Source organism: Aeromonas sp. s3 (assembly GCF_040907805.1).
Lineage (GTDB): Bacteria > Pseudomonadota > Gammaproteobacteria > Enterobacterales > Aeromonadaceae > Aeromonas > Aeromonas dhakensis.
In genome coordinates this window covers 1-12,338 of the sequence record NZ_JBFOCQ010000021.1, presented here as the reverse complement: position 1 = coordinate 12,338, position 12,338 = coordinate 1, and the positions used below count along the sequence as shown (strand labels likewise).

Here is a 12,338-nt window from a genome sequence, read left to right as displayed (position 1 = left end):
CGACGGGTGGCCAGCAGCCACCCGTCAGAGGGGGATCAAGCCCGGTTCAACCAGGCCATGTAGTCGGCCACGCCTTCGGCCACGGTCTTGAATTCGGCGTCATAGCCGACACCGCGCAGCTTGGTCATGTCCGCCTGGGTGAAGCTCTGATAGCGGCCCTTGAGGTGATCCGGGAAGGGAATGTACTCGACGGCGCCCTTCTGGTGATGCTTGATCACCGCCTCGGCCACGTTCTGGAACGGCTCGGCCCGGCCGGTACCGCAGTTGAAGATGCCGGAGTGCTGCGGATTCTGCCAGAACCAGAGGTTCACCTTGCAGACGTCATCCACATAGATGAAGTCGCGCATCTGACCGCCGTTGGGGAAACCGTCGCAGCCTTCGAACAGCTTGGGATTTTCGCCCTTCTTCACCTGGGTGTTGAGGTGGAAGGCAACCGAGGCCATGGAGCCCTTGTGCTGCTCGCGCGGGCCATAGACGTTGAAGTACTTGAGGCCGACTACCTGAGAGTTGATCTCCGGCATCCAGCGGCGCACATACTGGTCGAACAGCTGCTTGGAGTAGCCGTAGACGTTGAGCGGCTGCTCGAACTTGGGATCTTCGATGAAGTTGTCGTTGCGCCCGCCGTAGGTCGCGGCGGAAGAGGCATAGATGAACGGAATTTCCCGCTCGATGCAGTAGTGGAACAGATCCTTGGAGTACTCGTAGTTGACCTCCATGATGAACTTGCCGTTCCACTCGGTGGTGGCGGAGCAGGCACCTTCGTGGAAGATCACCTCGATGCCGTCCCACTCTTCAAACTCGTCACCGGAGACGATCCGCGCCTGGAACTCATCCTTATCCATGTAATCGGCAATGGTCAGATCGACTAGATTGACGAACTTGGTGCCGTCGGTCAGATCATCGATGACCACGATGTCGGTCCGTCCTTGAGCGTTCAGCTGCTTGACCAGATTGCTGCCGATAAAGCCAGCACCGCCAGTTACTACGATCATGGAGTTTGCCTCGCGTACGTTGATGGTCACATGTGACTGCCTGTTAAAGCTGTGTATAGTGAGCCAATTTAAAATTGCCGAAAAGTTTATCACGGGCCGCAGGGGGATTCGACCTTGACGAGATCGCCCCCGGGACCCGGCAGAGGGAGCAGCGATGAAAACCAGAGACAGGATCATTCACAGCGCCACCGAGCTGTTCAACGATCAGGGTGAGCGCAACATCACCACCAACCACATTGCCGCCCACCTCGGCATCAGCCCGGGCAACCTCTATTACCACTTCCGCAATAAAGAAGACATCATCCACTCCATCTTCGACCAGTACGCCCGTCACCTGAGCGAGAGCTTCACGCCGGCCCGCAGCGACGAGATCAAGCTGGAAAACCTGATGGGCTATCTGGATGCCATCTTCTATCTGATGTGGCAGTTCCGCTTTTTCTACGCCAACCTGCCGGACATTCTCAGTCGCGACGAGCCGCTGCAGCAGAAGTACCTCAAGGCCCAGGAGCAGCTACGCGCCGCCGTGGTGGCCCTGCTCAGAAGCCTGCGCGAGGGCGGCATCATAGACGTCAGCGACGAGGATCTGCCGGATCTGGGCCAGACCATCAAGATGGTGGTGACCTGCTGGATCCCGTTCCAGATCGCCCAGGCTCCCAGCACCCGCATCACCAAGCCGCTGCTCTATCAGGGCGTCTTGCGGGTGCTGTTTCTGCTGCGCCCCTATGTGCAGCCGCAGGTGGCCGAACAGATCCGCCAGCTGGAGCAACATTACCGTCAACTGGCCCAACCAGCTGGGTGAGATCTGTTTCACATTTGTTGAACATCAGCACAATAATTTGAATTCGCCGCAACAGATTGCAGTAAAATGTCGTCCTCTGTTGATACGCAGCTGAAATAGCCAATGAGGATCGAGGATGTCTAACGGATTCTATCGTCACCTGACCGAGCAGCTTGAGCAGGTCCAGGCTGAAGGATTGTACAAGCAGGAACGCGTCATCACCTCGGCCCAGCAGGCCCGGATTGCGGTGGGCGGCAAACAGGTGCTGAACTTCTGTGCCAACAACTATCTGGGGCTGGCCAACCACCCCGATCTGATCGAGGCGGCCCACCAGGGGCTGGACAGCCACGGCTTCGGCATGGCCTCGGTCCGTTTCATCTGCGGCACCCAGGATCAGCACAAGGCGCTGGAGCAGAAGCTGTCAACCTTCCTCGGCACCGAAGACACCATCCTCTACTCTTCCTGCTTCGATGCCAACGGCGGTCTGTTCGAGACGCTGTTCGGCGCCGAAGACGCCATCATCTCCGATGCCCTCAACCACGCCTCCATCATCGACGGGGTCCGGTTGTGCAAAGCCAAGCGCTATCGCTACGCCAACAATGACATGGCCGAGCTGGAAGCCCAGCTCAAGCAGGCCGATGCCGATGGTGCCCGCTTCAAGCTGATCGCCACCGACGGCGTCTTCTCCATGGATGGCGTCATCGCCGACCTCAAATCCATCTGCGATCTGGCTGACAAGTACGATGCGCTGGTGATGGTGGATGACTCCCATGCCGTCGGCTTCATCGGTGAGAACGGCCGCGGCACCCACGAATACTGTGGCGTGATGGAGCGGGTCGACATCATCACCGGCACCCTGGGCAAGGCGCTCGGCGGCGCCTCCGGCGGTTACACCTCCGGCAAGAAAGAGGTGATCGACTGGCTGCGTCAGCGCTCCCGCCCCTACCTCTTCTCCAACTCGCTGGCCCCCTCCATCGTCGCCGCCACCATCAAGGTGATCGACATGCTGGCCGACGGCCACGATCTGCGTGCCCGCCTGAAGGAGAACAGCCAGTACTTCCGCGAGCGGATGAGCGCCGCCGGTTTTACTCTGGCTGGCGCCGATCACGCCATCATCCCGGTGATGCTGGGGGACGCCAAGCTGGCAGCCGAGATGGCGAGCCGCATGCTGGCCGCCGGCATCTATGTGGTGGGCTTCTCCTTCCCGGTCGTGCCCAAGGGCCAGGCCCGCATCCGCACCCAGATGTCCGCCGCCCATACCCGCGAACAGCTGGATCAGGCCATCGATGCCTTTATTCGCATCGGCCGCGAACTCGGCATCATCTGATTTGAATCAAGGGGCCCGGCGCCCCTTTTTTCTGCGTTCATCGTGAAGGAACAACCATGAAAGCACTCTCCAAACTGCACAAAGAAGTCGGCATCTGGATGACGGACGTACCGGCCCCAGAACTCGGCCACAACGACCTGCTCATCAAGATCCGCAAGACTGCCATCTGTGGCACCGATATCCACATCTACAACTGGGACGAATGGTCACAGAAGACCATCCCGGTGCCCATGGTGGTCGGCCACGAATACGTCGGTGAAGTGGTCGCCGTGGGCCAGGAAGTGCGCGGCTTCGCGGTCGGTGACCGGGTCTCCGGCGAAGGCCACATCACCTGCGGCCACTGCCGCAACTGCCGTGCCGGCCGCACCCACCTGTGCCGCAACACCATAGGCGTCGGTGTCAACCGCCCCGGCGCTTTTGCCGAGTACCTGGTGATCCCGGCCTTCAACGCCTTCAAGCTGCCGGACAACATCCCGGATGAGCTGGCCGCCATCTTCGATCCGTTCGGCAACGCGGTGCACACCGCCCTCTCCTTCGACCTGGTGGGTGAAGACGTGCTGATCACCGGCGCCGGCCCCATCGGCATCATGGCAGCCGCCGTCTGCCGACATGTGGGTGCCCGTCACGTGGTGATCACCGACGTCAACGAATACCGGCTCGAGCTGGCCCGCAAGATGGGCGCCACCCGCGCCGTCAACGTGGCCAAGGAGCAGCTCTCCGACGTGATGAGCGAGCTTGGCATGACCGAGGGGTTCGACGTGGGGCTGGAGATGTCCGGCGTCCCCTCCGCCTTCCAGGACATGATCGACAAGATGAACCACGGCGGCAAAATCGCCATGCTCGGCATTCCCCCCGCCACCATGGCCATCGACTGGGGCAAGGTGATCTTCAAGGGACTGTTCATCAAGGGGATTTACGGCCGCGAGATGTTCGAGACCTGGTACAAGATGGCGAGCCTGATCCAATCCGGGCTCGATCTCTCCCCCATCATTACCCATCGCTTCCACATCGACGACTTCCAGCAGGGCTTCGATGCCATGCGCTCCGGCCAGTCCGGCAAGGTGATCCTCAGCTGGGACAAATAAGCCTTTCAGCACGTCAATCAGATGAAACCCGGTGAAAACCGGGTTTCTTTTTTGCAGGCCGGCCTCGCCAGTTTGTGATCCGACGAAGAAACTTTGCACGCAGAGTGCTTAACACTTCACACACAAGCGTTTAAATGGCTGTAACTATTCGGTTATAATCCAGTCGTTTTCTAGGGATAATAAAAGCCTGCTGGGAGTACATGAGCGTGTTGAAAAAACTGAGCTATTTGCTGGCGGTCGGGATGACGGCCGCCAGTTTGTCCGGTGCCGTGCTGGCTGCCGATGATATGTCGCCGGAAGCCATTGCCGAGCGCATCAAGCCGGTCGGTCAGGTCTATACCGCCAAGGATCTGGAAGGGATTGCGACCGCAGGCGCAGCCCCTGCGGCGGCCGCGTCATCCGGCCCGCGCGATGGCGAGACCGTGTTCAAGGGCGCCTGCTTCGCCTGTCACGATGCCGGCATCGCCGGCGCGCCCAAGCGCGGCGACAAGGCTGCCTGGGAGCCTCGTATCGCACAAGGCATTGAAACACTTAAGAAACATGCCATTGCCGGCTTCGCAGGCAAGACCGGCGTCATGCCACCCAGAGGGACTTGCGCCACCTGTAGCGATGAAGAGATCGAAAACGCCATTCACTACATGATCGACAAGCTCTAAGTGATTGAAAGGGCCGCATATGCGGCCCTTTCAATCTGATGACTTCCGACTACTCTTTGAAGGGTAGATAAATCGGGAGTCACTCATGTCAGCGCAACCCACAGCACCACATTACTCGACTCCCTTGCTGGCGTTGGTTTCCGCTATTATGGATTTCCCCGCCCCCTCCGTCGCCACCGCCAAAGATTACGACACCCTTATCCAGCAGCTGAACCAGCTCTGTCCGTTGCAACATTTCGGCATGCTCGGCCTGTCGGAAGCCGGACTGCACTGGGTGTGTGAATACCAGATCCCCGACAGCTTCAAACTGCAGCTGGGGCTGGAAGAGTCACGCATCACGGATCAACTGGCCCAGCTGGACGAAGCCGAGGGTTGGTGCACCCTGCCGGTCGAACACGGTCAGATCCAGTGGTTGCTGGCCTGCTGCCAGCCCAAGGAGCTGCCGACACTGCGCCTGTTGCTGGAGTGCCTGGCCAAACGGCTGAACGAGACCCAGGCTGGCTCCCAGCTGTCAGAGCTGGCCTCGCCGCTCATTCGCAAGGATCCGGACTGGCAGAGAAAGATCGAGAGCATCAACCGCATCATTCGACTAGCCAATACCCTGCCCAGCCAGGCGCTCTTCTCCCAACTCGAGGCTGTGTTGCGCCAGATGCTCGCCATTCAGGACATGCTGCTGGTACGCATCGACAGCCACCGGCTCGAGAAGATCTACCCGGAACTGCCCCACCACAGCGACGAATTCATCACTGGGCTCTGCCACAGCACCAACAACATTGAGCAGCACAAGGAGCAGCTTTACTGGTACAGCCAGCCGCTGCGTCTACAGCAGCAGTACTTCGCCCACTTTCTCATCAGCCTGCAACAACCGCTGGAAACCGACGACCGGCTGTTTCTCGACTTCCTGCGCAGCCAGCTGACCCTGCTGCTGGAGCTGAGACGGATCCGCCAGCAGCTGCACGACATCAACTCGGAAGACTCCATCAACCAGCGGTTGCAGCAGTTGCGCCAGACCAACCTCAGACTGCAGAAGCAGCTGAAGCAGCACCAGGAGCTGGAACGCCGGCTGCAGTTCGATGCCCTGCACGACCCGCTGACCCAGCTACCCAACCGGGCGTTGTTGATGAACCACCTCAACCACGCTATGACCCACTTTCACCGCTACAAGTCGCCCGGGTTTTCGCTGATCTTCATCGATGTGGACCACTTCAAGCAGGTCAACGACACTCTCGGCCACAGCGCCGGCGACCAGCTGCTCAAGGAGATGAGCCGCCGCCTGCAAACCTGCATCCGGCAAAACGACATGGTGGCCAGACTGGGGGGGGACGAGTTCGTCATCTATCTGGACAGCAGCAAAACCGAGGAAGATATCAGCCCGGTGCTCAACCGCATCATCAGCCGCCTCTCCTATCCCTTCCGGCTGATGGGCAACGAACTCGGCATCACGGTGAGTCTCGGAGTGGCCAGCGTGTCGGAACAGACATCCGACATCAGCCAGCTGCTTCATCAGGCCGATCTGGCCATGTACCAGGCCAAGCGCAACGGCCGCAGCCGCATTGTCAGCTATTCGGAGGAGTGTTCGGCCCAGACCTGGGCCTCACCGGAGGAGATGCTGGCCAGAGCGCTGCGGGCAGGCCGCATCGTGCCCTATTTCCAGCCGGTGATCCGGCTCAAGGACAGCCGCCTGACCGGGCTGGAGGTCATGGCACGCTGGATCACCGAAGAGGGGGTACTCAAGGACGCATTCGACTTCATCCCGCTGGCGGAGCAGTGTGGCCTCATCCAGGAGCTGGATTACCAGATCCTGCGCCACACCTGCCAGCAGTTGAAGGAGTGGCTGCCGCTCTCCGGTCAGAGCAAGTTCAAGGTGGCCATCAACCTGTCCGGCAAGCATCTGGTCAGCCATGAACAGATCATGCAACTGGTCGAGATCATCGAATCCGAGGGGATCTCCCCCGGCTATCTGATTTTCGAATTCAACGAGCGCGAGTTGTCACGGCAGGATTCCGATGCCCTCACCTCCCTGCACGAGCTGAGGGCCAAGGGCATTCAGATCAGCCTGGATGACTTCGGTACCGGCTTCTCTTCCCTCAATGCCCTGTTCCACTTCCCGGTGGACTACATCAAGGTGGATGACAGCTTCACCCATCGCATGCTGCAATCTCCCAAGGATCTGGCGCTCATTCGCGCCATGCGCGACATCTGCCAGGATCTGGACTTCACCCTGGTGGTGGAAGGGATAGAGAACCAGCAGCAACTGCAGAAGCTGATCGACCTGGGCTGCCTGATGGGCCAGGGGCGCTACATTTCACCACCCATGCCGGGCGCCGACATCACGCCCCTGCTGACCCAGAGCAAATAAGCGGAGCGACTCAATCCTTCTTGAACATGGCGCGCAGATTGGCTACCGCCATCTGCCCCTTCTGCTGACGCTCCTCCGCACTCACCTTCTTCTGGTTTTCCCACTCCAGGTCATCCTGCGGGAGTTCCAGCAGGAAGCGGCTCGGCTCCGGCCGCACTGACTCGCCAAACTGGCGCCGCTCCTTGCAGAGGGTGAAGGTCAGCTCGGTCTGGGCCCGGGTGATCCCCACATAGGCAAGGCGCCGCTCTTCCTCCACGTTGTCCTCGTCGATGCTGGTCTGGTGCGGCAGCAGACCCTCCTCCATGCCCACCATGTAGACATAGGGAAACTCCAGCCCCTTGGAGGCGTGCAAAGTCATCAGCTGCACCTGATCCGCCTCATCCTCCCCCTCGTTGCGCTCCATCATGTCGCGCAGAGTGAGACGGGTCACGACTTGAGCGAGCGTCATCGACTCTTCCAGTTCGTCCCCCTCCAGCATCTCGCTGATCCAGCGATAGAGGGTGGAGACGTTCTGCATCCGCATCTCGGCCGCCTTGGGGCTGGGGGAGGTCTCGTAGAGCCACTCCTCGTAGTGGATCTCCTTGATCATGTCCCGCACCGCCTCCACCGGGTTGCCGCGCAGGGCCTGATCACCGAGCCGCACCAGCCAGTTGGTGAAAGCCTGCAGGGCGGTGAGGCCACGACCGGATAGGTGCTGTTCCAGCCCCAGCTCGAAGCTGGCGGCAAACAGGCTCTTGCCGCGCTGATTGGCGTACTGGCCCAGTTTCTCGAGCGTGGTGGGACCGATCTCGCGCCGCGGCAGGTTGACCACTCGCAGGAAGGCGGTGTCCTCGTCCGGATTCACCAGCAACTTGAGGTAGGCCATGATGTCCTTGATCTCGGTGCGGGAGAAGAACGAAGTGCCCCCCGAGATGCGGTAAGGAATGCGGTTGGTCATCAGCGCCTTCTCGAAGATGCGCGACTGATGGTTGCCCCGATAGAGGATGGCGTAATCCTTGAAGCGGGTGCGATTCATGAACTTGTGGCCCATCAGCTCGGCGGCGATGCGCTCCGCCTCGTGCTCCTCGTTCTTGGCAAACAGCACCTTGAGCTTTACCCCCTCGTCCAGCTCGGAGAAGAGCGCCTTGTCGTAGACATGGGGGTTGTTGGCGATCAGGATGTTGGCGCACTTGAGGATGCGCCGCTTGGAGCGGTAGTTCTGCTCCAGCTTGATGAGCCGCAGATTGGGGAAATCTTCGTTCAGCAGCACCAGGTTCTGCGGCTTGGCCCCACGCCAGGAGTAGATGGACTGGTCGTCGTCCCCCACCACGGTGAAGCGAGCCCGCTCGCCGACGATCTGCTTCACCAGCTCGTACTGGCTGGTGTTGGTGTCCTGGTATTCGTCGACCAGCAGATAGCGGATCTTGTTCTGCCAGCGCTCGCGCACCTCCTGGTTGCTCTTGAGCAACAGGGTCGGCATCACGATGAGGTCGTCGAAATCCAGCGCGTTGTAGGCCACCATCTGGCGGTGGTAGCGCTCGTAGAGCTGGGCCATCAACACCTCTTCCGGCCCGCGAGCGATGCGCATGGCCCGGGCAGGCAGGATAAGGTCGTTCTTCCAGTTGGAGATCTGGCTGATGAGGGCCGAGAGCTTGTCCTTGTCGTTGTCGAGCTCTTCCTCGGTCAGCTCTTTGAGCAGCGCCAGCTGATCGGTGTCGTCGAACAGGGAGAAGTTGGCCTTGAGGTTCAGGCTCTTGTGCTCGCGGCGAATGATCTCGAGCCCCAGGGTATGGAAGGTGGAGACCATCAGCCCCCGCGCCTCCTTGCGACCCAGGGTCTGGCCGACCCGCTCCTTCATCTCCCGCGCCGCCTTGTTGGTAAAGGTGACCGCCGCTATGTTGCGCGCGTTGTAGCCGCACTGCTGCACCAGATAGGCAATCTTGTTGGTGATGACGCGGGTCTTGCCCGATCCGGCACCCGCCAGCACCAGGCAAGGGCCGGAGACATACTTGACCGCTTCGTTCTGATTGGGGTTGAGCTTCATGGGCCGGACCTCTTGGCTTATGATGAGGGGCGGCATTGTAACAGAAATCACCCGGCCAGCCCCATCGAGCAATAGCTCGCCAGATGCCTTGTGTTCGGCGGCGGTTTTCAGGATCATGACCGACTTTTCGAGATGATGACCACTTTTCCAGACAGTGAGGGGAGCATGAACCAGCAACAGCACGACCGGCTGCGCAGCCAGTTTCCGGCCTTGGCTCAGGAGGTCAACGGCCACCCGCTGGTCTATCTGGACAATGCCGCCACCACCCAGAAGCCGCAAGCCGTGCTGGATGCGATCAATCACTACTATCGGGCCGACAACGCCAATGTGCACCGTGCCGCCCATGCCCTGAGCGGCCGGGCCACCCGCGCCTTCGAAGATGCCCGCGAGACTGTCGCTCGCTTTATCAATGCCCCTCGCAGCCACGAGGTGATCTGGACCCGCGGCACCACGGAGGCGATCAACCTGGTGGCCCATAGCTGGGGAATGAGCGAGCTCAAAGCGGGGGATGAAATCATCCTCAGCACCCTGGAGCACCACGCCAATATCGTCCCCTGGCAGCTGGTCGCCCAGCGCACCGGCGCCGTGATCCGGGTCATCCCCCTCGATGAGCGGGGCGATCTCGACATAGCTGCCTATCTGGCCATGCTGGGACCACGTACCCGACTGGTGAGCGTGGCTCACGTCTCCAATGCCCTCGGTACCGTCAATCCAGTTGAGCAGATAGTGGCGGCCGCCAAGGCGGCCGGTGCCCTGACCCTGATCGACGGCGCCCAGGCAGTGGCTCACCTGGAGCTAGATGTGCAGGCCATCGGCTGCGACTTCTATGCCTTCTCCGGCCACAAGCTCTACGGCCCGACCGGCATCGGCGTGCTGTGGGGCCGAACTGAGCTGCTGGAGCGGATGCCGCCCTGGCAGGCTGGCGGTGAGATGATCGACAGGGTCAGATTCAGTGGCACTACCTTCAATAACCTGCCCTTCAAGTTCGAGGCGGGTACCCCCCATATCGCCGGAGCCATCGTCCTGGCTGCCGCCATCGACTTTGTGATGGAGCAAGACCGGAGGTTGCTGGCCAGCCATGAAGCTGTGCTGACCGACTATCTGGTCGCCGGCCTGCGGCAGGTGCCGGGGCTACATCTGGTCGGCGAACCCGGTCAGCGTGCCGGCGCAGTCTCCTTTCTGCTAAGGGATATCCACCCGCAGGATGCCGCCACCCTGCTCGATATGCAGGGGATCGCCCTGCGGGTCGGCCATCACTGCGCCATGCCGCTGATGGAATCGCTCGGTATTGGCGGCACTATGCGTGCCTCGCTGGCCTGCTACAACAACCGGGACGATGTGGACGCCCTGCTGGCCGCCCTGCACAAACTCAGTGACTTCTTCTAAGGCAGATAATCCAATGAACAGCCTCGTAACCTATACCCGGATCGGCCTTGAGCCCGACGCCGATACCATCCGCCAGCAGTTTGCGGCGGCGAACGGCTGGGAGAACCAGTACCGCCTCATCATCCAGCTCGGCAAGCTGCTACCCGCCTTGCCCGCAGAGTGGCAACAGGAAGAACACCGCTTGAAAGGGTGCGAAAGCCAGTCCTGGCTAAAGGGAGAAAAAAGTGAGGACGGCAACTGGCACTTTGCCTGCGACTCCGATGCCCGCATCGTGCGTGGCCTCATCGTCATCGTGTTGGCGGCGCTCAACCATCAGGCTGCCGACGCTATCCAGGATTTCGATATGGATACCTATTTCAGCGAGCTAGGGCTCGAGAAACACCTGAGCCCGTCGCGGGGCAACGGGCTCAGAGCGATCGTGTTAGCGATCCGGGAGCAGGCAATCTAACCCACCTTGTTCAGTGGTCGATCAGGCCTCACCAATCGACCCTGTGTCTTCATTGCCGGCCTCTTTCTCGGCACGGGCTCCCCGTTCGGCAATCTTCTTCAATACTCGGGAGGCGGCGACCAAGCCAAAGGTGGCCGTCACCGGCGTCACGGCGCCAAAGCCAGAGGCGCAATCCATCTTCATATTGCCGTCGCTGGCCGCCTTGGCCTGACAGGTGCCACCATTGCCGTCCGGATAACTCAGCTGCTCGGTTGAGAAGACACACTCCACCCCGAACTTGCGCGCCGGATTCTTGCTGAAGTTGTGTAGCCGGCGCAGGTCAGAGCGCACCTTGGCGGCCAGCGGATCCTGAATGGTCTTGGCCAGATCGGCCACGGTGATCCGGGTCGGGTCCATCTGCCCGCCTGCACCGCCCGCCACTATCACCGGGATCTTGTTGCGCTTGCAGAAAGCAATCAGCGCCACCTTGGCCTTGACCGAGTCGATGGCATCCACCACATAGTCAAACTCCCGCTTGATATGCTCGCCCAGGTTGTCGGCGGTAACGAAGTCATCCACCTCGATCACCTCGCAATCCGGGTTGATGGCACGGATGCGCTCGGCCATCACCTCCGTCTTGAGGCGACCAACCGTCCCTTGCATGGCGTGGATCTGGCGGTTGGTGTTGGTGATGCAGATGTCGTCCATGTCGATCAGGGTGATCTGGTTGATGCCGGCACGGGCCAGCGCCTCAGCCGCCCAGGAGCCGACGCCGCCGATCCCGACCACGCAGACTCTCGCCTGGCTGAAGGAACCAAGTGCACCCTGACCATAAAGACGGGCTATGCCCCCGAATCGCTGTAGATACTCTGCTTTCATACCACCACCTTGCTTGAGGGCGGCCATTATAGCGACAACCATGGGCGGCGGCGAATTTCAGATAAACATGAAACGGGATGGAGCAACGAAATCGGGCTAACCGAGATGAGATAGAGAGATCGTAGAGACGAAAAAAAGCCCAGTCTTTCGACTGGGCTTCTTGTTAGTGGCGGAGCGGACGGGACTCGAACCCGCGACCCCCGGCGTGACAGGCCGGTATTCTAACCGACTGAACTACCGCTCCGCATTCGGTTAGCTTTCGCTAAATCTTTTGCCGCTTCTTTATGAGGTGTCATCCTCGCAGCCGGTCATGTCTTTCACATCACCGTTTAATTGGGTGCCTGGCAGTGTCCTACTCTCGCATGGCGAATGCCACACTACCATCGGCGCTACAGCGTTTCACTTCTGAGTTCGGCATGGGGTCAG

General features: G+C 60.4%; 10 protein-coding genes and 1 tRNA gene. 7 read left to right on the top strand and 4 right to left on the bottom strand.

The features are described 5' to 3' along the window. Nucleotides 1–35: 35 nt before the first annotated feature. A complete protein-coding gene (rfaD, locus tag AB5Y98_RS10755; RefSeq protein WP_005306938.1) occupies nucleotides 36–992 on the bottom strand; it encodes an ADP-glyceromanno-heptose 6-epimerase in 957 nt (318 codons plus the stop codon). Nucleotides 993–1,146: 154 nt separating this feature from the next. On the opposite strand from rfaD, the gene AB5Y98_RS10750 reads away from it, so the two are divergent. The 5 genes from AB5Y98_RS10750 to AB5Y98_RS10730 all read left to right on the top strand — a co-directional run bounded on the left by AB5Y98_RS10750 (nucleotide 1,147) and on the right by AB5Y98_RS10730 (nucleotide 7,197). Continuing rightward, the gene (locus AB5Y98_RS10750; protein ID WP_005306940.1) at nucleotides 1,147–1,791 is read left to right on the top strand and encodes a TetR/AcrR family transcriptional regulator; all 645 of its coding nucleotides are present in this window, start codon (nucleotides 1,147–1,149) and stop codon (nucleotides 1,789–1,791) included. Between the two features lie 115 nt (nucleotides 1,792–1,906). After that, the gene (locus AB5Y98_RS10745) at nucleotides 1,907–3,097 is read left to right on the top strand and encodes a glycine C-acetyltransferase (protein ID WP_368231878.1); all 1,191 of its coding nucleotides are present in this window, start codon (nucleotides 1,907–1,909) and stop codon (nucleotides 3,095–3,097) included. 56 nt (nucleotides 3,098–3,153) lie between these two features. Further along, nucleotides 3,154–4,182 (top strand): L-threonine 3-dehydrogenase, encoded by a 1,029-nt coding sequence (gene tdh / locus AB5Y98_RS10740; protein WP_005306946.1) that lies wholly within the window; start codon nucleotides 3,154–3,156, stop codon nucleotides 4,180–4,182. Between the two features lie 200 nt (nucleotides 4,183–4,382). Continuing rightward, nucleotides 4,383–4,838, top strand: coding sequence for a c-type cytochrome (locus AB5Y98_RS10735; protein WP_336291228.1), 456 nt, complete (start codon nucleotides 4,383–4,385; stop codon nucleotides 4,836–4,838). Between the two features lie 85 nt (nucleotides 4,839–4,923). Next, a complete protein-coding gene (locus AB5Y98_RS10730) occupies nucleotides 4,924–7,197 on the top strand; it encodes an EAL domain-containing protein (protein ID WP_336291227.1) in 2,274 nt (757 codons plus the stop codon). A gap of 10 nt (nucleotides 7,198–7,207) precedes the next feature. On the opposite strand, the gene rep is transcribed toward AB5Y98_RS10730, so the two are convergent. Then, nucleotides 7,208–9,220, bottom strand: a complete 2,013-nt coding sequence (gene rep / locus AB5Y98_RS10725; RefSeq protein WP_010635671.1) for a DNA helicase Rep — start codon at nucleotides 9,218–9,220, stop codon at nucleotides 7,208–7,210. Between the two features lie 165 nt (nucleotides 9,221–9,385). On the opposite strand from rep, the gene AB5Y98_RS10720 reads away from it, so the two are divergent. Continuing rightward, nucleotides 9,386–10,606, top strand: a complete 1,221-nt coding sequence (locus AB5Y98_RS10720) for a cysteine desulfurase (protein ID WP_368231877.1) — start codon at nucleotides 9,386–9,388, stop codon at nucleotides 10,604–10,606. 13 nt (nucleotides 10,607–10,619) lie between these two features. After that, entirely contained in the window at nucleotides 10,620–11,054 is a 435-nt protein-coding gene (locus AB5Y98_RS10715; protein ID WP_368231876.1) for a SufE family protein, read from the top strand. A 21-nt stretch (nucleotides 11,055–11,075) separates the two neighbouring features. Here the strand turns inward: AB5Y98_RS10715 and tcdA are convergent, their stop codons facing one another. Both tcdA and AB5Y98_RS10705 read right to left on the bottom strand, forming a co-directional pair. Next, nucleotides 11,076–11,912 carry a tRNA cyclic N6-threonylcarbamoyladenosine(37) synthase TcdA gene (gene tcdA, locus AB5Y98_RS10710; protein ID WP_368231875.1) on the bottom strand — a complete coding sequence of 279 codons (837 nt, stop codon included), beginning with the start codon at nucleotides 11,910–11,912 and terminating at the stop codon, nucleotides 11,076–11,078. A 167-nt stretch (nucleotides 11,913–12,079) separates the two neighbouring features. Next, nucleotides 12,080–12,156 (bottom strand) — tRNA-Asp (locus AB5Y98_RS10705). Nucleotides 12,157–12,338 lie beyond the last annotated feature (182 nt).